This window comes from Longitalea luteola, assembly GCF_017356035.1.
In the GTDB taxonomy this organism is placed as follows: Bacteria; Bacteroidota; Bacteroidia; order Chitinophagales; family Chitinophagaceae; genus Niastella; species Niastella luteola.
Window position 1 is genome coordinate 177,838 of record NZ_JAFIQX010000006.1, and the last position, 22,437, is coordinate 200,274.

The 22,437-nt window shown below is 46.1% G+C and carries 19 protein-coding genes; 3 read left to right on the plus strand and 16 right to left on the minus strand.

The genetic code is table 11. The features are described 5' to 3' along the window. Positions 1–49 precede the first annotated feature (49 nt). The 10 genes from JUB15_RS16680 to JUB15_RS16725 all read right to left on the minus strand — a co-directional run bounded on the left by JUB15_RS16680 (position 50) and on the right by JUB15_RS16725 (position 9,405). Complete coding sequence (locus tag JUB15_RS16680) at positions 50–1,090, minus strand: hypothetical protein (protein ID WP_207513633.1); 1,041 nt, start codon at positions 1,088–1,090, stop codon at positions 50–52. 99 nt (positions 1,091–1,189) lie between these two features. Further along, positions 1,190–1,747 (minus strand): D-glycero-alpha-D-manno-heptose-1,7-bisphosphate 7-phosphatase, encoded by a 558-nt coding sequence (locus JUB15_RS16685; protein ID WP_207513634.1) that lies wholly within the window; start codon positions 1,745–1,747, stop codon positions 1,190–1,192. A 42-nt stretch (positions 1,748–1,789) separates the two neighbouring features. Beyond that, the gene (locus JUB15_RS16690; protein ID WP_207513635.1) at positions 1,790–2,515 is read right to left on the minus strand and encodes a nucleotidyltransferase family protein; all 726 of its coding nucleotides are present in this window, start codon (positions 2,513–2,515) and stop codon (positions 1,790–1,792) included. 35 nt (positions 2,516–2,550) lie between these two features. Further along, positions 2,551–3,129: a D-sedoheptulose-7-phosphate isomerase gene (locus JUB15_RS16695; RefSeq protein WP_207513636.1), complete on the minus strand. Its 579-nt coding sequence runs from the start codon at positions 3,127–3,129 to the stop codon at positions 2,551–2,553. A 156-nt stretch (positions 3,130–3,285) separates the two neighbouring features. Next, the gene (locus JUB15_RS16700) at positions 3,286–4,305 is read right to left on the minus strand and encodes a GHMP family kinase ATP-binding protein (protein ID WP_207513637.1); all 1,020 of its coding nucleotides are present in this window, start codon (positions 4,303–4,305) and stop codon (positions 3,286–3,288) included. 50 nt (positions 4,306–4,355) lie between these two features. Further along, positions 4,356–5,489, minus strand: coding sequence for a glycosyltransferase (locus tag JUB15_RS16705; protein ID WP_207513638.1), 1,134 nt, complete (start codon positions 5,487–5,489; stop codon positions 4,356–4,358). Then, positions 5,489–6,433 carry a glycosyltransferase family 2 protein gene (locus JUB15_RS16710; RefSeq protein ID WP_207513639.1) on the minus strand — a complete coding sequence of 315 codons (945 nt, stop codon included), beginning with the start codon at positions 6,431–6,433 and terminating at the stop codon, positions 5,489–5,491. Before JUB15_RS16710 ends, JUB15_RS16705 begins: the two co-directional genes overlap by 1 nt. A gap of 2 nt (positions 6,434–6,435) precedes the next feature. Then, on the minus strand, positions 6,436–6,990 hold the full coding sequence (locus JUB15_RS16715; protein ID WP_207513640.1) for a DUF4199 domain-containing protein: 555 nt from the start codon (positions 6,988–6,990) through the stop codon (positions 6,436–6,438). An 11-nt stretch (positions 6,991–7,001) separates the two neighbouring features. Next, positions 7,002–8,264, minus strand: coding sequence for a dihydroorotase (locus JUB15_RS16720; RefSeq protein WP_207513641.1), 1,263 nt, complete (start codon positions 8,262–8,264; stop codon positions 7,002–7,004). Between the two features lie 190 nt (positions 8,265–8,454). Continuing rightward, entirely contained in the window at positions 8,455–9,405 is a 951-nt protein-coding gene (locus JUB15_RS16725; protein WP_207513642.1) for a D-2-hydroxyacid dehydrogenase, read from the minus strand. Positions 9,406–9,631: 226 nt separating this feature from the next. Between JUB15_RS16725 and JUB15_RS16730 the strand changes: the two genes are divergently transcribed. The 3 genes from JUB15_RS16730 (at position 9,632) to JUB15_RS16740 (ending at position 11,444) form a co-directional block, all read left to right on the plus strand. Next, entirely contained in the window at positions 9,632–9,865 is a 234-nt protein-coding gene (locus JUB15_RS16730; protein ID WP_207513643.1) for a hypothetical protein, read from the plus strand. A 157-nt stretch (positions 9,866–10,022) separates the two neighbouring features. Beyond that, a complete protein-coding gene (locus JUB15_RS16735; protein WP_207513644.1) occupies positions 10,023–11,003 on the plus strand; it encodes an NAD-dependent epimerase/dehydratase family protein in 981 nt (326 codons plus the stop codon). Between the two features lie 69 nt (positions 11,004–11,072). Beyond that, positions 11,073–11,444, plus strand: a complete 372-nt coding sequence (locus JUB15_RS16740; protein WP_207513645.1) for a cupin domain-containing protein — start codon at positions 11,073–11,075, stop codon at positions 11,442–11,444. 108 nt (positions 11,445–11,552) lie between these two features. Here the strand turns inward: JUB15_RS16740 and JUB15_RS16745 are convergent, their stop codons facing one another. The 6 genes from JUB15_RS16745 to JUB15_RS16770 form a co-directional block, all read right to left on the minus strand. Beyond that, positions 11,553–13,154: a DUF5689 domain-containing protein gene (locus JUB15_RS16745; protein ID WP_207513646.1), complete on the minus strand. Its 1,602-nt coding sequence runs from the start codon at positions 13,152–13,154 to the stop codon at positions 11,553–11,555. A 28-nt stretch (positions 13,155–13,182) separates the two neighbouring features. Continuing rightward, positions 13,183–14,760: a SusD/RagB family nutrient-binding outer membrane lipoprotein gene (locus JUB15_RS16750; RefSeq protein ID WP_207513647.1), complete on the minus strand. Its 1,578-nt coding sequence runs from the start codon at positions 14,758–14,760 to the stop codon at positions 13,183–13,185. A 40-nt stretch (positions 14,761–14,800) separates the two neighbouring features. Continuing rightward, positions 14,801–18,316, minus strand: a complete 3,516-nt coding sequence (locus JUB15_RS16755) for a SusC/RagA family TonB-linked outer membrane protein (protein ID WP_242696381.1) — start codon at positions 18,314–18,316, stop codon at positions 14,801–14,803. A gap of 79 nt (positions 18,317–18,395) precedes the next feature. Then, positions 18,396–19,247 carry a FecR family protein gene (locus JUB15_RS16760; protein WP_207513648.1) on the minus strand — a complete coding sequence of 284 codons (852 nt, stop codon included), beginning with the start codon at positions 19,245–19,247 and terminating at the stop codon, positions 18,396–18,398. Between the two features lie 326 nt (positions 19,248–19,573). Further along, entirely contained in the window at positions 19,574–20,134 is a 561-nt protein-coding gene (locus JUB15_RS16765; protein WP_207513649.1) for an RNA polymerase sigma factor, read from the minus strand. Between the two features lie 243 nt (positions 20,135–20,377). Beyond that, complete coding sequence (locus JUB15_RS16770; RefSeq protein ID WP_207513650.1) at positions 20,378–22,423, minus strand: T9SS type A sorting domain-containing protein; 2,046 nt, start codon at positions 22,421–22,423, stop codon at positions 20,378–20,380. Between the last annotated feature and the right edge of the window lie 14 nt (positions 22,424–22,437).

The window sequence follows — 22,437 nt, forward strand, 5'->3', positions numbered from 1 at the left end:
TCCCAGGCCATTTCTTGAAAGGCAGCCGTCGTCTTTTATAAACTGACCCTTATTGTTTCTTCCTGGGCGATGCGCTTTTTTTAGGAGGAGCAGTTGTTGCCGGTTGTACTCCTTTTTCCCGTTCCATAGTCTTCCGGGAAGCTTCTTCCAGCCGCTGCTCATTGGCGTTACCGGCATCATCTAAAATGGTTGATTCCTGGGGGAACTGGCCATCTTTCAGTTTCATGTCAAATTCGAGCCGCGGTACATGTACCCACTGGCCATTTTGCCATTTGAATGCTTCAAAATCGCCATCAGGTATATAGGTTGACTTTCTTTCCGGCTCATTGGTTTCAGAGATCAGGTGATCAAATACGATCAGATCTTTTTCAGGATCATAATTGAAAAAGGTCTTGGCTTCTTTTTTATATTCAATATTAAAGCGCGCCTGTACCGGCCTCTTTACAGAATCTTCTTTGAAGGATACCATAGCGCCGCCGAATACCGGTTCTCCGCGCTCATTGAAATGTAATACTTCCATCCATTTCCGGTTACTGCTCACACTGAAATCATCGAACCCCAAAAGGGTGTAGTACTTTTTACCATTATATTCCTTGGCTATTATGCGGTAATAAATAGCGCCGATCCAGTTGTTACGACTGCGCACCGAATCAAGCGGTTTGGGGGTGAACATGGAATAGTCGAACAGGGGAAACAGTTTCAGCGATCCGTCGGGTGTATTCATTTGTATCGCCCCTTTCTGCAAATAAACATATTCATCCTTTTTCAATTGCCAGGTAAAGATGCGGAAGGTACTGTCAGGTGCATACAGTTTTGAAATATTCAGCGAATCGAACGGATAATAAAAAGCGTTCTTTATTTTCAGGGCTCGCACAAAAGTGCGGGTGAACAGACTGTCTGACCGAAAACGGTCAGCGGCACTTTCACTGAAAACCATTTTGCCCGATAGCTTCGTTAAAGTATCCTCTTTACGTTCCAATTCCTTACTATCTGCCTGGCTTATGCGTTGCGCCGATGCCGACGTTGCGATCAATAAACCGACGATCAATAACCAACTGGTAAAACAGTATTTTATATAGTGGTAATTCATAGTTTATATGCTAAATGCTTACAACCTGACAGGCCGCGACAAAGTTACGATGCCGTTTTGCGCCATCCCCAACAGGAACGTGAAAGGGTTGATAAAATTTTATGCTTTTTGCAAAGCTTTTGCAAAATCGGCTAATGAATTAAACGCCAGGTCAATAGCAGGGTGGGGAAGCTCCTGTTCCGGGTTGGTTGTCTTTACAAAAACGGTGTGAATGCCGGCATTCCGGCCAAATTCCATATCACTCATATTGTTACCCACGATCAACGATTTTTGCAGGTCGATCTCCGGGAAATCCTTTTTCGCGTCGAAGATCATGCCGGGATTAGGCTTTCGGTTGGGGTGGCTGGCGTCATTCGCTACACAATAATATATGCGGTCGATGCGGCCGCCGTTTTTTATGATGTCAGCAGTCATGCAGGTATGGATATGCAATAGATCTGCTTCTGTCATTAAACCACGTCCCACACCACGCTGATTGGTCGTAATTATTACCAGACCAAAAATTTCGGTCAATGATCTTAATGCATCCAGCACACCATCATAAAAAATAAACTCATCGTAATTATACACGTAATCCTGGTATTTCTCTTCATTGAGAACACCGTCCCGGTCGAGAAATAAAGTCCAGGTTTTATCGATCTGTTTAAGGTCTAACATTTCTTAAATTATTACTTACCTAATCGCAAGGCTGCTTCAGCATCAAACGCCGTCAGTTTGAACGTCGTTCGAGCGGGCATGCAATTCCTTATTCGCCCTTTCAAAATCTTCCGGAATACCAATGTCAATAAAATAGGCGTCCTGAACAATGCCATACATGGGCCGGGCCGTATATAACTTTTCCAGGTAATCTTTTTCAAAAGAGAATTTTTCCGGCAAAGCTTCATGGAGGAACGTGTTTACCTGCAATGCATAAATGCCGCCATTGATAAGGCCGTTCTCGTAGAACTGCTTTTCCCTGAAACTGGTAATAGCGCCATTATCTGCTATTTCAACCACGCCGTACCGGTCGAATCGCTGCATGGGTTTTAAGGCCAGTGTACAATGTGCCTGGTGTTGCAAATGAAATGCAGCCAGGGCAGATACCTGAATCGAGAACATGGTATCACCGTTCAGGATCAGCACATGCCGTTCCGTAGCCTGTCTACAGGCGAGTTGAATGGCTCCACCGGTTCCCAGCGGTTCTTTTTCTATAACATATTGTTTGCTGAGGCCGGCATACGACGCATCCAGGAACTGCTGAATCACTTTAGATTTATAGCCCAATGAGAATATGAACTTTTCAATGCCCTGTTCCCTGAAATAGTTGATAACATGGGCAAGAAATGGCTTTCCTGCCACCGGCGCCATACATTTCGGCAGATCGGGTACTGCACTGCGTAACCGGGTGCCTAATCCACCGGCGAGAATGATGCACTCTTTAATCATATAGTAAACAGTTCCGCTGGTGAGGGAACCCACTTTTATTTTCCGAAATACTGTTCTTCTACCAGTTGACAAATAATATGCCCCAGCATGATATGGCTTTCCTGAATACGGGGAGTATCTTTTGATGGTACATTCACCAGGTGATCGCTCAATAATTTCATTTTGCCACCATTGTCGCCGGTAAATCCTACGGTTATAATGCCTTTTTCGCGGGCGACTTCAAATGCCTTTACAATATTGGCTGAATCACCGGAAGTAGATAAGCCAATAAGCACGTCTCCTTGTAAACCGATGCCTTTAATTAACCGGGCATATACTACATCATAGCTGTAATCGTTGGCCACAGCGGTTAAATACGAGGTATTGCAATGTAAAGCTTCTGCAGGCAGCGCATCGCGGTCGGTATAAAAACGGCCGGAGAATTCAGCGGCCAGGTGCTGCGCATCAGCTGCACTGCCGCCATTACCGCAGAAATACACGCGGTTGCCGTTGCGTAATGCTGCCGTAATAATAGTAGCCAGTTGGTCGATTGTACCGAGCAACACGGGGTCTTTCAAAATGCTTTCTTTGGTACTGATCGATGCCTTAATAATGTCTGTTATCTTATTTGTCATAGATTTTAATTAAAAAATGTGATAATGTGAAAATTCGATGATGTGATAATTAAATACAAACCACAAGATCTGCTTTTGGCGCGAGCTTCGCTTTTATCGGAACTGTCCGGCCTTAAAGCATTATCACATTAGCTAATTATCTCATTAGCTAATTGACTATATTGTCCAGGAGGTCATTCCATGATCAACAAACTGGTAGTTCTTTACAAAGCCACCAAATTTCGAAAGGCAATCTATCACCTGGTACTTGGCGTTTCCCGGACAATAGAATGTCATAAACCCACCGCCGCCTGCGCCGGAGATCTTTCCTCCTGTAGCGCCTGCTTTCTTAGCGGCTTCATAGATCTCATCCATGAGGGTGTTGGAGATGCCTTCGGCCATTTGCTTTTTTTGTTGAAAACCAAAATCAAGTATCTCGCCAATTTCATGCAATCTCCCTTTTAACAGGGCTTCTTTCATTAATTGGGCCTGGCGTTTCAACTGATGCATGGCATCGATCGGTTTCTCTTTTTTCGAAACCACATTCTCGCTTTGCTTTTCAATGATCTTCGCCGACTCGCGGCTGGTGGCTGTATAATACAACACCAGGTTGTTCTCCAGTTCGAACAGGTATTGTTGTTTTATGCGTAACGGGTTTACCACCACATTTTCGCCATAAAACTCCATATAGTTAACGCCGCCAAATGTAGCCGCATACTGATCCTGTCTGCCACCGGCCCATTTCAGGTCGTTGCGCTCAATATCATAGGCCAGCTGGGCAACATCATATTCGCCCAGGGGTAATCGCAGCATTTCGGCAAAAGCGCCTACAATGGCAACCACCAGCGTAGAAGAAGTTCCCAAACCGGAGCCTGCGGGGGCGTCAACAAATGTCGACAATCTGAACCCCGCTTCAGGTATGCCGTATTGCTTTTGAATACGGTTATAAACGCCTTTTAACAGGTCGAGGTGGCCATCTATGGGCAATTGGGCCGACCAGCTGAATTGCTGTGTTTCCTGCCTGTCCATAGCCTGCAGTTGAATGGTCTTTTCGGCAAGCGGTTCAATATTGGCATAGGCATACAACGACACCGTAGCATTAAGAATTGCCCCGCCATACAAGTCACTATACGGACTTACATCCGTACCACCGCCGGCCAAACCAATACGTAAGGGTGCTTTGCTTCTGTAGATCATCTATTTTATTATAAAAGGTCTTGAAATTAACTAAATAAACCTGCCTCATTTTAACTCATTGCCAGGATCGTATTGACCAGGTTATGCCAGGAATATTTTTCTTTTTCGACGCGAAGATGTGGTATAAAATGCTGTTCTCCAAGTTCAAAATAACGGTTAATAGCGGCGGCCAGTGAGGCTGGTTCAGGTTCGCAAACCAAGCCAACTTTTTCGTGGGGCACCAGGGTAGGCAAACTTCCAACATTGGTTACCACCATCGGTTTTTCGAAATGATAGGCCAGGGGCGTAACCCCGCTTTGGGTAGCACTGCGGTAGGGCTGTATGACCATATCCGCGGCACACAGATAATATTTCACTTCACTGTCGGGAATAAAATCTGTTCTCAAGATCAGGCTATCCCCGATCCCCAATCGCTTTATCTGGTCCTGGAACGGTTTCTCATCTTCATAAAATTCACCAGCCACCAATAACTTTGGCGTTGACGTTTGGGCTGGTTGTTTCAACAATGCCATGGCTTCATACAGGATATCAAGCCCTTTATATTTCCGGATAAAGCCAAAGAACAGTATGATCTTTTCACCGGCCGGAAGTCCCAGTTTTTTGCGGGCCTCTTCCTTTGTTACCGGTTCGCCAAAATTGTCGTACAGGGGATGTAATACCTGTTGCGCGGGTTTGTTCTTTTCAAACTGACGCAGGTCGGTCATTACCTTTTCACTCATAGTGATAAAAGCATCACAACTATTCAGGAAGTAGCGGGTGAACGCTACATCGCCGGGTCTTTTTTCGTGGGGAATAATATTATCAGTGATCGCAATAATGCGGGTATGACGGTTTTTTCGCGCCCTGCGCAAAATAGTGCCCAGGGCAGGCCCCATAAACGGCAACCAGTAGCGCACCACAATGATATCGGGTTTGATACGCTTCAATTCATTTCCTACCTGCAGCCAGTTTATCGGATGTACCGAATTGATCACAGAATAAATCTCCAGATCAGCAGGCGCAGGTTCTGTTGAATATTGCGTTGTACCGGGAAATAAGAAAGAAGGGTATTGCAGGGAGAAAGAGTAGATGCTGCAGGTATGGCCTTCATCAATAAACTGCTTGCACAGCCGCTGGTTGAAGGTGGCCAGGCCACCCCGCAACGGATGCCCGGGGCCTATGATGACGATTTTTTTTACAGCCATTATTCGATACCTGTTTTCTGCTCAATTAAATAATGGTTGCGGCCGGCTGCATTACGCGTAATCAGTTCGCCGAGGAACCCGGCAATGAACATCAACGTACCCATGACCATAAGCGTTAAGGAAATATAAAAAACCGGCCGGTTGGTAATGGCATATTCCGGTTCAATAATCTTTGAAATGATCAGGTACAACACCATCAGAACACTCAACACCAGCACGGCAGAACCCCACAATCCAAAAAAGTGCATGGGCCGTTTGCCATATTTACCTACAAATGTAATAGATGCCAGGTCGAGAAAGCCATTAACGAAACGCTCCCAGCCAAATTTGGTAATACCGTATTTGCGCTTGCGGTGCTCCACCACTTTTTCGCCGATCTTTTTAAAACCGGCCCATTTTGCCAGCACCGGTATATAACGATGCATTTCGCCATACACTTCAATGCTTTTAACTACTTTATACTTGTAAGCTTTGAGACCGCAATTAAAATCGTGTAAATAGATCTTCGACATACGCCGGGTAGCCCAGTTAAAGAACTTGCTCGGAATATTTTTAGTGAGGGTATTATCAAAACGTTTCTTTTTCCAGCCGCTTACCAGGTCATAGCCATCTTCAATGATCATTCTTCGCAATTCGGGAATTTCATCCGGACTGTCCTGCATATCGGCATCCATTGTGATCACCACTTTACCCATAGCGGCTTTGAAACCCTCGTTCAGTGCAGCAGATTTACCATAATTACGCTGGAACTTGATCCCTTTAATATTAGGGTTCTTTGCACGCAACTGTTCAATCACCAGCCACGAATTATCGGTGCTGCCGTCATCGATCATAATGATCTCATAGGAAAGATCATTGGCAGTAACTACCCGCTCAATCCATGCACACAATTCGGGCAGGGATTCTTCTTCATTCAACAAAGGCACTACAATGGAAATATCCATAGTTATTGGTTAAAAGTATTTTCGAACGGAGGCCGTTTTCTTTTGATGATCGCCGATATGATCAGGGCGACTATGAACCACCAGATGCAGCCAAAAACAAAACCCATGAGCAATCTCCCGATGGTGTAGTTGTTTTGGCTTAAGGTCTGTTCTACAGCTTCGTCGATCTTGTCTTCCGGCGCGCCAAACCTGCGCATCAGTTTTTCCGCCTGGTCGGCTGTTACCTGGGCCAGCGCCTGCCTGAAGGACACATCAATGTAATTAAACAAAATATATTGAAAAACGGTTGCGATCAGTGATCCTAATACCAGTATCAGAAAGGTTGCCTTCAAAGCTTCAGAAAACTCTAAGTAACCACCCTGTTGCTTTCTGATCTGCACTCCGCCGATTATACAAACTGCGATGGGTAAAACCATACCTACATAGGCAACCGGGCTTACAAAGGTTTCTGCGCCGCCAAGATATAATATTACTGTAAATACAATTGCTACACCGGCGTTAATAAGTCCATAAAGAACCCCCAGGTTTTTGGGAGAGGAGGATGATGCGACAGTCATACAATACGATATTAATTTAGAAATAAGGTCTCCTTGTTGATGATGCCTTTCACAGCACCGTTCAGGGTTTTACCGGTAAAGGCCGAGTTCTTTGATTTCGACCGGAAAGAAGCCGTTGTAAATGTTACCGGCACACCGGGCTCAAAAAGGGTAAAGCAGGCCTGCGCCTCCTTTTTGATCACCGGACAGTCCAATCCAAATATTTTCCGGGGATTGATGCTCACCAGCTCCACCCAGCGGCTTTCGGTAAGTGCGGGGAGTATGGTCTTTATTGCACTATAAGAAGTCTCCAGTCCCGTCATGCCGTATTTGGCGTATTCGAACTCCAGCACCTTGCTATCGTATTCATGCGGCAGATGATGTGATGCTATACAATCGATGGTTCCATCGAGTACAGCCTGCCTTAATATTTCCACGTCGCTTTTGGTGCGCAGGGGAGGATATACCTTCAGGTTGGTATCGTAATCGATCAGGTCTTCATCGGTGAAGAAAAGATGATAGGGAGTAACCGAGCAGGTCACCGCCAGGCCGGCATCTTTCGCACGGCGGATATATTCCAGCGATTTGGGGGCGCTTACGCCGGTGAAATGCAGTTTTGAATCGGAATACCGCACCAGTTTGATGTCGCGGGCCACCTGCAGCTCCTCTGCCATCATGGGTTTGCCGGGCAAACCAAGTCTGGTACTCACAATACCTTCATGCATGAGGCCGTTGGCGCCAACACTTTTATCGTCGGGTATTTGTATAATGGTTCCTTCGAAAGCTTTTACATATTGGAGCGCTTTCAGCAACAGACCGGCAGATTGAATCGGGTTCAAACCATCGCTGAAAGCTACGGCGCCACTGGTACGCATGTCGTACATTTCGGCCAGGTCTTTTCCTTCGGTGCCTTTCGAAATTGCGCCGATGGGATGCACATTCACCGGTAGGGACCGGGATTTCTGGCTGATGTATTCCGCCTGGGTTTTGCTATCCACTACCGGTTTGGTGTTGGGGATCACGAACACATCGGTATAACCGCCGGCTGCTGCGGCACGGGCGCCTGTTTCGAGGGTTTCCTTGAATTCGTAACCGGGATCGGCAAAATGCGCAAATACATCCACCCATCCGGGCGACAGGTGCAGCTGGTTGCCTGTAATAACTTTATCTGCTTCTACTGAAATAGCAGGTTGAATATCCTTGATAATACCTGATTCTATAAGGACATCCTGCTTTGTTCCGTTAAATGGGGATGATGGGTCAGTTATTGTAACCTGTTGAATTAGAATCTTCATTCTCAAAAAGTTGAGCGAAGATACGGTTTTCTGTTTTAAGTTTTCGTTCTCGTTATTAATGAGTTGCAAGGTCCTTCACTGTTACCGGCTCCCGGTTTCCGTATTCCGGGGGGCAAAAAATTAGCGAACCGGCTACTTGTTGGGAAGCTTGACACCAAAGTCCTGTAACCGGAAACAGACAACTCTTCCGCTAAATCACTTTATTAACAGGTACGCCATTTAAAAATGCAGCAATATTATTAATGGTAATATCCATTACTCTTTGCCTTGCTTCTTTGCTTACCCAGGCATTATGCGGCGTAATTATACAGTTTTTGGCGCTGAGCAGCGGATTTTGCGCTGAAGGCGGTTCGGCTGATAACACATCCAGCCCGGCGCCGGCAATCCGGCCTGTGTTCAGGGCATCGGCCAGGTCCTGCTCGTTGATCAGTGGGCCGCGGGCTGTATTGATAATATAAGCCGATGGTTTCATCCTCGCGATGAGTTCGGCATTTACAAAACCGGTATTGTCGGGCGTCAGCGGGCAATGCAGCGAAACCACATCGGATTTTGCAAACAATTCCGGTAGCGGCAGCCAGGGTGCAAATGCATTTTCTTTCTTCCTGGGATTATGGTAACAAAGCTCCATACCGAGCGCCTGGGCGATACGGGCGGTCTGTTGCCCGATGTTTCCCCAGCCAACAATACCCATGGTTTTGCCGGCCAGTTCGGTAAGAGGCGCCTTCTGATAACTGAAATCGGGAGACTTCGTCCACTCACCGGCGGCAACCGAAGCCGCATGTTTGCCCACCTGGTTGGTCAATTCGAGCAATAAAGCAATGGTATGCTGGGCAACCGATGCAACTCCATAGGCCGGCACATTGCACACTATTATGTTCTTTTTTGTTGCCGCCTGCACATCTATTATATTGTAACCGGTTGCCGTAACAGCGATCATTTTCAGCTGAGGCAGCTCTGCGAGTGTAGCTTCATTAAATGGCACTTTATTGGTAAGTACGATCTGAGCATCCCTGCATCTGTCAATGATCTCCTGCGGTTGGGTTCTGTCATACACTGTTACCTCACCAAATTGTTCAACCGGTTTCCAGCTCAGATCACCGGGATTCAGGGTATAGCCATCGGTTACTACAATCTTAGTCATTGCCATGTTTTATACTACTTTGGGAACGGCAAAAATAAGGCAGTTACAGGTTACAAGTTTCACGTTACAGGGCTGGCCTTGCAGACTGCTGAACAATTGGTCGAGATCAGAATTATAGGGTCCTGAAACCTGGAACATGTAACCTGGAACGGTTTCATAATTCACCACTAATCGCCCATCTATTGACCATTGCCGCCATTATTCTACCTTCGCTTCAAACATTTGTATGGCAGAGTATACGATATATGTCAATCAGATAGAGGAGTACCAGATGCTGAACGACCGCCAATCGCTGGATGCGATCTTTCGGCGGGCCCAAAGCGCAGTTGTTGGGGGAGAAGTAGTGGCGCTGGTGCGCAAGACGTCGAATGGTGAGTCGTACCGGTTCGAAGAGATCTCTACCCTGGAAGACCTGAACGAATACAAAAAGAATGTATATAAATACGTAAAAGAAGACTAACACGCTAAATGCGAAACGCTAAACGCCTGAACAGGATACAGACATGCTTCCATTGTCTTACAAGCTTTCAGCTTTCAGCGTTCTGCGTTAAGCGTAAAAACTCGCCTAAAAATCTAAAAGCCTAATTTTAGCTATTACCTTATTTAAAATGGGAAATATGAAAGTACTGGTTACTGGCACTGCCGGACATTTGGGAGAAGCCCTGGTGCGAACATTAAGAAAAGATCATGAGGTGGTAGCATTGGACATAAAACCATCGCTTTTTAATACACATACCGGCTCCATAACTGATCGGGATCTGGTAAAACAATGTATGCAGGGCGTAAAGGTCGTTTTGCACACGGCCACTTTGCATAAACCACATGTGGCAACACATACGCCGCAGCAATTTGTTGACACCAATATAACAGGCACCCTCAACTTATTACAGGAAGCCGTTGCAGCCGGCGTTGAAGTATTTGTATTTACCAGTACGACCAGCGTATTCGGCGATGCCCTCGTGCCACCGCCAGGTGCTCCGGCCGCCTGGATAACAGAATCAGTTACCCCGGTACCTAAAAATATATATGGTGTTACAAAGACAGCGGCAGAAAATCTTTGTCAACTGTATTACCGGAACGCCGGGTTGCCCTGTATCGTACTGCGTACATCCCGTTTTTTTCCGGAAGAAGATGACAACCGGAAAATGCGCGAGATCTATCCCGATTCAAACCTCAAAGCCAATGAATTCCTGTATCGCCGCGCAGAGATCGAAGACGTGGTAAGCGCTCACCTGGCGGCGATGGAGCGGGCTAAGTCTATCGGATTTGGTACCTACATCATCAGTGCTACCACTCCCTTTCAGCAGACTGATCTGTGGGATTTACGCGCCCATGCGCATGAAGTGGTAAAACGGCTTTACCCCGAATACCTGGCCATTTATGAACAACGTGGCTGGAAAATGTTCCCCTCAATTGACAGGGTTTATGTGAACGAACTGGCGCGCACCGAACTGGGCTGGGCACCGAAATATGATTTCAAATATATTCTTGAACAAATAAAACATACCAACGAACTGCGGAGTCAACTGGCCAAACAAATTGGCGTTAAAGGGTATCATACAGAAAAATTTACCGAAGGACCATATCCTGTTGATTGAGGCTAAACGTACGCCTTCCGAACAAACTATAAGCGAAAATGTTGTTTACATTTACTGAAAAGACTACGTATGGAAAACAACTATCCTTATGACACAAGGCTTGATATTAAATATGATCATCTTGAGATCATTGATATTCCCGCTATTGTGAAGGCCAATCAGCACAAATGGTTTAACCAAACGCTAACGAAAGTAAACAGCAGTGTGGTGCGGGTGGCCATTATAGAAGGGGAGTACCACTGGCATAAACACGATAACGATGATGAATTCTTCTTTGTACTGGATGGACAGTTGCTCATTGACCTTGAAGACAAAACCATAACATTAAATCCCTGGGAAGGATTTACCATTACAAAGGGCATCACGCACAGAACACGGGCGCCTAAAAAGACGGTGATCTTAATGGTAGAGACCAGTGATATTGTACCTACCGGTGATTAGCTAATTTCTGATTTTGAGATTTAGAGATTTTAAGATTTAATCAGGTTCTGCTTTCTGACAAATTTTAAAATCTCTAAATCACGAAATCTCAAAATCAGAAATCTTTTATTACTCAACCAGTTTGGTTACACTGGGGTGCTTTTCTAAACTGTCAATCGTAGCAGTAGCCTGTACCAGTTCCACAACCACCTGCTTACGAGCAGTTGTCCATCTGCCAAGGGTAACATTGTATACACCGCCCATCAAATTATACAAGCCGGCATCTGCAGGTACACTTGGGTAGTTTTCATTTACCGCGTAAGGCATATTGGCGGTATTGCCGGGAGAACGGTAATACAGATAGGGAACCACAATAGGCTTATAAGTATTTTGATCAATAACTACCGAATACATCGAATACCAGTCGTTATTACAGATCCTGTAACCTAAAATGGGCGTTTTGCCGGGGTCATAAACGGCGGCGGCTCCACCAGTAGCCACGAACAATACATCTTCGGGTACTGACTTTTCGGTAACCGTAGTTCCTTTGAATATGGCTACACCACATGTATTGCCGTTGTTGGGCCAGGGGCCTGAGGTGCCAAACGAACTCGCGCGAACAAGCCCTCCATCGCCCCGATTTGTACCACTCGTAGCGTAGGTTTTTTGATACCAGTTTGTTGAAGCCGGAAATGAATGAGCACCTCCTGAACCATTGATCTTTTTGCCCTGGAAGCCAAAATAAAAGAACTGTCCTTTTTGTACACCACCCGTTGTAATGTTCCATTTGATGGTACGCTGGCCACCGGTAGCCCATCCGGCATCGAGCGGCGTAGCAGAACTGGCAGTGCCACTATTGACACAAAATAGAATGCTATAAGGAGTGGCAGTAAAGTCTATATCTTTAGTAGCCAGCATCTGTACGTATTCATGCCCGCCATCGCCTCCTCTGGGATCGCCCATGAACCCGGTTATCAGAAGGTCCTGGGCCATAGATCCCATATTCACGATATCATCTCCGTTCCTTGTTCTGAGCTGTACAGATCCCTCGATAGTGCTAAAAGGAATGCCTACATATGCAGCCAGAACATAAGGTGCATTTTGAGCATAACTTACAGCCGGATTTGTATAAAGAACAAGGTCGCCAAAACCATCATTTATTACTTTCGAACCACTTATCACATCTCCTGGTTGAGGGCCGGGATTGAAACTGCCTTTATTAATGAGGCAAAGCGAACTTTCATAGTCAGGTTTGGCATGCAGCTGCGCTATAGTTATCGCGTTTACGTTAACCGTACCTTTACCAGCAGCGGTAATGTTGGCTGTTGTTAGGCCGGTAATTGTTAAAATGCCATTTTTACGGGTCAAAGTACTGCCAACAATATCTATCACTACCGAATCACCAGGGTGGTAGTTCGCTGCATCTGCACCCAACTCAATAGAAATACCCCGCAGCGTTTGCAGCCGGCGGTTATCCTGCACTACCAGCAGGCCTTCAGGAAGATTTTTTTCGGTATGGTCAGATACAACTACCGCCGCCAGTTTGGAAGCACCATAGAGATTCTCCTGAGTAAGCACAACATCCTCCCCCTTATAAATTGGGCGAACATCCAGAATGGAAATTATATCGTTAGGCGTAGCTCCGAAATATTTTTCGTAGGTATCCTTAGTACAACTGTTTATAGCTACAGCTATGATCGTTATGAAAAAAAGATTCAATAAATATCTCATCTTCCTGATTTTTTAATTATTGAAACAATTAAGGCTGCTGCCACCATACATTGGTAAATATTTCGTCGGGGCCCTGTGCGGCTACTGCAGCTTTGTAATTTACCGGGTTGGCAGCCTGTACGTACACAGGGTATACCATGCGCGCCGGCATTACGCCGTTGTTCGACAATCCAGGCCCTTTAGGCAAAACTGGATGGCCTGTGCGTCTGTGTTCAAACCACTGCTGCAGATCGGTCAAAAACAGTGCATAGTATTTCTGTAAGTGGATCAATTCCATTTTATCTTCTAGCGGAAGATTATCATCCCAGGTTTCACTGGCAGCATCAAGATTTGTAAGATGGGTGGTAAACTCGGTGGAACTGATATTTTCAGGAAAGTTGGGCACCCAGTAATTGATGGCAGATGCTATGCCCTGGTAAAAATAGGTTTTTGTATCGCCGGTGATCCATCCTTTGGCAGCCGCTTCGGCAAGTATGAACTGTAGTTCTGCATATTGCATAATGATACCCGTCCGCGGATTTTGCTGGAGCGACCAGGTACCGCCTGTGCTGGCATTATCATAGCTTTGAAAAAAACAACCTTTTGGTTCGCCCTGGCCTGGCAGGTAACCGCTTTTTACCCCGTACCATCCGCCGGTACTCGCCTGGGCAATGCCCAAACGGCCTATGCTACCCGATCCATACGGAGTAGAAGAAACATAACGCGGGTCAGACCACGCAATCAAATTGTCTAAAAAGAAAGCGCAAAGCGCCGGGCCACGAAAATCCTGCGCACGTATCCCATTTACATAAGGGGAAGTATATGGATCAGTAGTACTGATACCACCGCTCCAAAGTATTCTGGCTCCGTCAGCATTGCTTTGGAAGATGGGATATTCAGAAGGGTTTTCTACTATCTGTTTTATTTTTGCAATACATTGCTGTTGTACATCAGTTTTACCTGATACGCGCAACAAAAGCCGCAGGTATAATGAATTCACAAATTTTCTCCATTGGCCTACGTTTCCATTGTACACGGGATCACTGGTAGCCACGATTGTATCGCCTTTGGCAAGCAGGGTATTGGCTTCTTCCAACTGTTTAAACAGATCAAGATAAATGTCTTTCTGCCTGTCAAAAGCCGGCGCTACGTTTTGTTGATCACCTTGCAGTGCATTGAAATATGGAATATCACCATAAGTATCTGTCAAATTAGAGAACAGCCATACCTTGCATACTTTTCCAATGGCCTGATAAGTGGCATTGGGGGCTTTCTCGCCATCCGCGCGTTCGCGAGACAGGCTGTCTACCTGTTTGAAGTTCGTTAATTGTACATACCAGGCATTCCATAAATAGTCCGATACGTTAGCTCTGAAAGCATAACGGAATACGGTATTATCGCCATCGCTTTGTCCTACGGTTACCTGCATCAATTCGTTGTTAAAGTTCCTGTTACGGCTCATACCAGGCCAGATAGCATTTACCAGTGCAGGCGCCAGCAACTTGTCTGAAGTAGTGCTGACGATATTAATAGGATCTACGTTCAATTCCTCAAATCCCTTTTTGCATGAATAGAGTGTTGGCCCAGCCATCAGAACCAAACATGCTATAAATAATTGCTTTCTCATCCGTTTTTCTTTTGTTATTATCAGATCTTTTACACAATAATTAAAACCCGATTGATAAATTAAAACCCATGCTACGGGTAGAAGGAAACTGTCCCGTTTCAAAACCGGTTACAATGTCTGACCCGGCCAGGGTTCCAAACTCGGGATCGAATATTGGCCAGGGTGACCAGATGAACAGGTCGCGCCCGTAAATCCCGATGCTTGCCGAGCTTAAACCGATCTTCTTAAGCAAGGTTGGCTTAAAGGCATAGCTTAAAGAAGCTTCACGGAATTTTAAAAAATCGGTGCTAAAGGTGCTTCCCTCGGCATTGTAGCTACCCATGCTATATTGATAATACTGATCGATATCGTAAGCCACCACATCATTTTTACGGTAAGAACCATCCTGGTTTTGTACCACACCATTACCGATGATCCCGTTGTACCGGCCCGGTAGTGTACTTTTAAGTTTGCCCTGCTCTGCCAGTTTGTAATGAGATAGCGAGTAGGCCACAGCACCCACCTGTGCATCGAACAGCAGGTTCAAACTAAAGTTCTTAAAGCGAAAATTATTACCAAGGCTGAATTTGTATTTAGGTATGGTGTTTCCCAGGTAAATAATGCTATCCGTGATCCTTGGAAATCCGGTATTAGCGTCAAAAACGACTTGCCCGTCCGGACTGCGCACATAACCCAGGCCATACAGATCGCCCATGCTGCCACCTACAGATGCCACAATCTGGCTGCTGGCGATCTGGCCGGCCCTCAGCAGCACGGAGCTATCCGGCATGGAAATGATCTTGTTTTGGTTGCGCGCAAAAGTTCCAAACAGGCTCCAGTTAAAGCCCGTTGCACTGGCAATGGGTCTGGCATTAAGCTGTATTTCCACACCATTGTTCCTTACTTTTCCGGCATTGATGATGGCAGAACTGTAACCTGAAGAGGCATCTACCGTTCTTGTGAAGATCTGGTTCCTGGTATTTCCAAAATATACTGCCAGGTCTAACCCTAATCTGCCATTGAAGAACTGCACTTCTGTACCCAGCTCGAATGTTGAGGTAAGCAGTGGTTTTAAATTGATGTTCGGCAGGGTAGTGGGGCTTACAAGGGCGCTATCGGGATAAATACCTGCGCTTGCGAGGCCATACGTATAAGCAGTTCTGTAAGGAGTGGTGCCGCCGCTGCCTACCTGGGCATAGGACGCCCTAACCTTGGTATAGTTGATGACGGTTGGCAGCTTTACTACATCCGACAGAACAAAACTGGTGTTGATTGAAGGATAGAAAAAACCTACATTGTCTGTTCTTCCCTTGGTGGCCAGTACGCTGTTCCAGTCCTGGCGGCCGGTAATTTCAACAAACAGGTAATTTTTATAGCTGAGATTAACAACCCCATATATACTGTTTATCTGGTAACTGCTTGTATCAGGATAATAGGTCAATCCATACAAACTGTTGTTCAGGTCATATATCCGGGGGTAGGGGGAGGCGCCATCCAATGAATCCGGATACTTTAAACCGTCGGCCCTGACATCGGATTTGTCATAATTATTTTTCAACTGGCTTCCCCCCAGGGTTACGCCGAGCTTTGCGTTTTTATTCACCTGTTTGGAGTACCTGGCCATGAAGTCGAAGCTCTTTTCCTGCGAATAGATATTTTGTTTTCTTACAGAACCATAGATGAGGCGGGTGCCTGCATCGTAAGGCCGGTCCTGCTCCCGTTTATCATTCATCCAGTCGAGGTTGCCGCGCAACATGAAGCTTAGATCTTTCGTAGCCTGAAAATTCAGGGTAACATTGCCGGTCACGTTATTTCTTCTGGTTTTGTTGAGGAACTCATAGGCTATGGCAAATGGGTTTTCGGGAAAACCAGAAAAGGGGTAACGAATAAATTTGTAAAGGCTGTCATATACGCTGCCTTCGCCGCCCGCCCAGTAGTTCCTTAGCCAGTTTACATCGGCGTTTGGCTGCCAGAAAATGTACCAGTACATTAAGGACTGGTTGCCATATCCTGCTGCCGGCAGGTTATCGCTTTTCCTGAAACCATAGTTTATTTTGGTAGAAAGTTTTAATTTTTTGCCAATGTCCGAATTGGTGGTCAATCCGACATTTCTACGATCGAAACCTGTGTTGGGCACAATCCATTTGTTGTTTTCTGTGCCAAAATTCACCCGAATACCAGTTGTACCCAGTCTGCCATCTACGGTGAGGTTGTGCTTCATGTCTTTTCCTACATCCCATATATCGTCGATATTATCGTAAGCCACCCAGGGCGTGCGCTCCAAACCTACTGTCTGACGCACAGGGTCGTATTGATAGAACATTTGTCCGTCGAATTTCGGGCCATAAGCAGAGCTGGTGCCGCTGGTGCTGGCGCCGTCCTCGCTTGCGCCAAAAGAGTAATGCGTTGCCCCGCCCAAACCCTGACCATATTCGTATTGCAGATCAGGATATCTGTTTACCTGCTCTATGTTACCGCTGGCTGTATAGCGAAAATTAAAGCGGCCTTTCTTTTTTTGCGCTGCTGATTTGGTGGTGATAATGACAGCACCGTTTGCCGCCCGCTGACCATACAATGCAGCAGCCGCAGGTCCTTTCAGGATAGATACGCTTTCTATATCCTGTGGGTTGATATCATTCAATGAACTTCCATAGTCAGCCGGCAGATTGTCTGAGTTCGTTGCATACACCGCGTCGCCTCTGTTGCCGGAACGTTTACCACTACCATTATTGATCACCACACCGTCCACTACAATGAGGGCTTCATTATCACCTGTAAGGTTGTTTTCGCCGCGAAGGATGATCTTGCTGGAGGCGGCGGGTCCCGAACCCGAACGCACAAGGTTCAACCCGGCTACTTTACCTGAGAGCGCATCTGTCCAGTTTGTACTTGCTGCCTGGGTAAGCTGTGTGCTATCCACTTTTGTAAGCGCATACCCCAGCGACCGTTCTGATTTTTTGATACCTAATGCAGTTACTACTACATTCTGCATCTGCTGATCATCTTTTTGTAGCACAATGCTTAATGACTGTTGCGCTTCAGCAGCGAATCTTTTTCTCAACGGCTGGTAGCCAACAGCAGTGATCTCAACTGTTCCTTCCGACAAAGTAGAGAGGGTTTTGCTGAAACGGCCATTGTCATCGGCAATGGCCATCACATTTTTCTGTCCATCCTGCTTAATAATGATGGTGGCACCGGGAACAGGAAGGCCGCCCTCCATGATAGTACCCTTCACTACCATGGTGGGCGCTTTTTTAGGGACATTGCTTTTTTTGATCACCCAGTTGGTGCCACTGGCCGTTGCATCGAAACCACCGGGCGCCAGCACTTTATTTAATAACTCACCCACACTACCCGCTTCATAAGAGGCAGGCGGCACTTTTACCGCCGACAGCTCCTCATTTGCATATGCGAGTTGTACTTTGAATAACCGGCCAAAATCTTCGACAATAGCAGCAAGGTTATTGGCCCCATGCCGGTAATGCAACGGGCCCGATTGCGCATGCAGGTTTTTTATACCTGTCATCAGCAGCAGTAATAATGCAGTGAAAGCTTTAGTTAGTTTTGCGTACTCCATATATTCATTTACATTATAAACAATACAATACCTGTCCGCTTTTCAGCAGCTAAAAACAACCAATATTGATAAGGAATGCTTAGTGAATATTAAAGCCAGTCAATGTATTCAGCACCTTTAAATTTTCCTGCAATGAAATGGTCAGATCCCAGGTAAGTGTTACTTTGTATTCTCTGTCAATAGCGCCATGCGTTAGCTTAACCTGGTAATATGTTTCAATGCGATTGAGCAATTCTTCCAATGGAATGTTATGTAACCTGATCTGTTGCTGTAACCACCAGTCAGCGGCAGCCGGATTTACAGGTAATACCTGTTGTGTTACCGACTGAGCAGTAACCACCTGTTGTCCGGCAGTTAACAAGGTATGGCCGCCGGCATTATTCAGCGCCACTTTACCTTCTTTGACGGTCAGTTGCAGGTCGACAGAATCAAGTCTGCGAATAGTGAACGCCGTACCCAATACAGTGACCTGTTGCCGGTTTACACCGATAATAAAGGGATGTTGCGCATCTTTGGCCACGCTGAAAAAAACAGTTCCCTTCAACAGCTCGGTCTTACGCTGATTCAAAAAATCGGTATACACCTTTACTGATGAATAGGGCGCCAGCCATACTACAGAGCCATCCAGGAGTTTGATCTCTTTTGCGCTGTCGGCACTGGCCACCTCCTGCCAGGGATTTGTGATCTCAGGTGAATCACTGCCTGGTAGTTTTATAAAAATGGCTACCAAAATGGCAGCCGCCGCGCTTAATCCAATAAAAAAGAGCTGCTTTTTCCGGCGTCGCTTGTTATCAAGCCGATCATTAATGCTGTTTAATAAGGTTTGTTTCTTTTGTGCACCCATGGCCTCGGGTGCCTGCCATGCCTTAAGCCATTGCTCATCTGAGGATTTACCATTGGTATCATTATTTCGCTTCGACTTACGGGGCATGGCCTGAACAGCTTTGGTTAATAGACGTTGGTTAAAAGGAACTGGTACTAGAGTGATTGCAGAAAAAAACGGGCGTTAACAATTTGGTCATATTGAACAAAAAATTCCAAATCCCAAATTACAAGAACCAGATAAATCTCAAAAATTCAGCTCCAAAGGACCAAAAACTGTCGTGATTTGTCTTTTGTTTAGTGGGTTCCCAAGATTGTCGGAGTTATGCTTTTTGGTTCCTGAGATTTGTGATTCGTGGGTTTTGTTTTTTGAGTTCCTAAGATTGTGATTTGGGTTTTGCTTTTTTGGTTCTTGAGATTTGTGATTTGAGATTTTTAAAAGTATACCTGCCGCAACATCTTTACAATGCGCTGTCCGGCAGTATGTAATTGGTTCTTCACCGTTTGTTCGCTCAGTTGCAATTCGGAAGCGATCTCTTTTACTGATAGTTGATCTTCATTTTTCATGGCATAGATCCTGCGCATTTGCCCGGGCAATTTATTGGTGGCATTTTTCCAGATATGATATGCCTGCTTGTATTGATATTGTTCGTCGGGCAGGGGGCGGCCTTCGGTACGCTCTGGCATTTCGGCTGGCAGGGTGTATCTCTTTCTTTTGGAAGCCCGCAGGTGATCGCTGATGCAATGCTGAACAATGGTGTATAGATAATTGCGGAAAGAAGTATGGATAACGATCGATTGACGTTTTTTCCACAGGCGTATAAATACTTCCTGCAGCACGTCATCGGCCTCTTCAGATCCATTCAACCGTAACCGGATGTACGTAAGAATGGGATCGGCAAAGCGGTTAAAAATCTCATCAAAAGCAATTCTGTCCCCCTGTTTCAGTTGCAGCAATAATTCGCCGTCGTCGGGAACAATTGGCTGAAAATTCATATGGCGCAAACTTAACAACCAAATGTACTACCATAAAAGAAGTTGTTTTACTAAATGTTTAAGTTTTTTTAAGAAAGTTTAAGCTCACTATCTTATGCAAACGTTTGCATTAAAGTTATTAACAATCTGTAACACGCAAAAACCCGCAAACCGAAACAAATGGAGCCGGTTCGAAACAAAAAGAGACTGTCATCGTAACAAGATGACAGTCTCTTTTCAGAATTTCGCTGAGAATATGCCCGTTTATTGCTTTATTAATTTGAACGCTGTAGTAGTTTCCTTCCGGGTAACCTTCAAAACGTATATGCCCGCGGGTAAGGATTGCAGGTCATTAAAATACTGGGCATTGTTACCAGCACTGACGAAACCTGTTTTTCGCCACATAAGTTTACCATCGCTATTGAACACCCTGAATTGAACTGCTTCATCTGTATCGCTTTGTACAGCAATCACAACATGTTTGTTGAATGGGTTGGGCGAAACAGTTACCTGGAACGCTTTCACATCGGTTCGGATAGTAATTATGGCGCTGTATGTAAACTGACCGTCTTTGTCTACCATTTTCAGGCGATAATAATTAATACCGCTGGCCGGAGAGGCATCAACAAATGCGTATTGCTGTGTGAGCGCATTGGTAGTAGCGCCTGTTACCTGGGCCAATGAAGAGAAATGAGCGCCATCAGTACTATGTTCTATTACAAAATGAGAGAAGTTCACCCCGGCATCGGTTTGCCAGTTTAGATAGGTTCTATTATTGTTGAATACACCTTTCCACGAATAAAGGGTAATAGGAAGCACGCCACATTGAGAAGCAGCATTGTTACTATTGCGGAATGTTACAGGCAGGGACAATATTAGTTCTATTCCCGCTGAACCGGATGTTGAATTGTAAACATTGTTTACCGGACCGTTGGTTGAACCGGTACGGGTAAGCCCGTTCGCCCCGCCATTAACAGTAATCGCATTCGCCGGTATTACATTAGATATCACAACACCGCCACCACCTCCGCCACCGGGGCCATGCGCGTAATAAGCCGTCATATCGCCGCCCTTACCACCATTGGCTGAAGCTGTAATGGAATGCGTACCTACACTACCTGGCTGGTTGGTAGCCACAATAATGGTACCACCGGCGCCACCGCCACCCGCAGCATCGGTTACAGAATTTAAAGAAACATTATGAGAGGCGCCACCATTGGCAGTAACCGTTCCATTGCCGCTGTACGATCTGGCGCGTATGATAATGATTCCGCCGCCACTGGCGCCACTCGACAAATAGTCTGTCGTTCCGGCCGTGCTGTTGTTACCGGTACCGGCGCCACCGCCGCCACCCATTACAAATCGTTGCAAAGAAGCCTCTGCAAATGCAGCGCCACCATAACCGCCGGTATTATATGTGCTGGCATTACCATCACCACCATCCCAGCCACTGCCGCCTCTGCCGCCGGCGCCGCCATTACCGCCACCACCGCCACCGGGATTGTACTGGTTTCCATTAGGATCGCCATCAGTACCACCGCCACCGGCATTGCCCGGGGCACCTCTTCCCATTGAACCGCCAATATAACCTTCCAGCGTACCGGTTGTAGCGTTGGTGGCGCCATTCGTTAAATAATATACAGGTGTTCCGGCAATACCTTCCCCTTTCGCGCCACCGGTAGTATTGTCGGCTGTGGAAACGGGGGATGGCCAGCGATAATCTGTGCGGGTGATAGCGGCGCCGCTGCCGCTGTTGCTATTGGGGCCAATGCCGAGAAAACGTTTACCACCACCACCTCTGAAACCTAAAGCATTGGCAGTAACTGAACCGTTTAATGTAACTAGATTGGCTGCTTCAATCACTACAATGCCACCGGTGCTTCCATCCCATGCTGGCGCTGTAATAGAGGCACCTGAACTGATAGTTACATCGTAATATCTGGGCACCCTGATCACCTGATAGGCTTGTGTGCCGCCGCCCGCACTATAGGCACGGGTATAATAATTATTAGCAAGCGTATACGATAAGTTCAGGGTGTTGCCGCTAACACTGCTTACAATATTGTACTCGTACCTTCCTGCCACCAGGTTGCTGGTGAGGTAACCGCTGGCATTGCCACCATTTATGCCATCGCCATAACGGCTGTTATTGGAGGTATTGAATTCAGCTCCCTGCATCTGGATAATTAATATCATGTCGCCATTGGCAACGGGAGCTGCATTACCCCTGGCATCTAATGTACCAACTGTTAAACTTGTAGCACCCGTAACCGGGTTGCCTGTACCGCGATAGTAGGAGTTCACTATCATATTCGCAGCGTTGA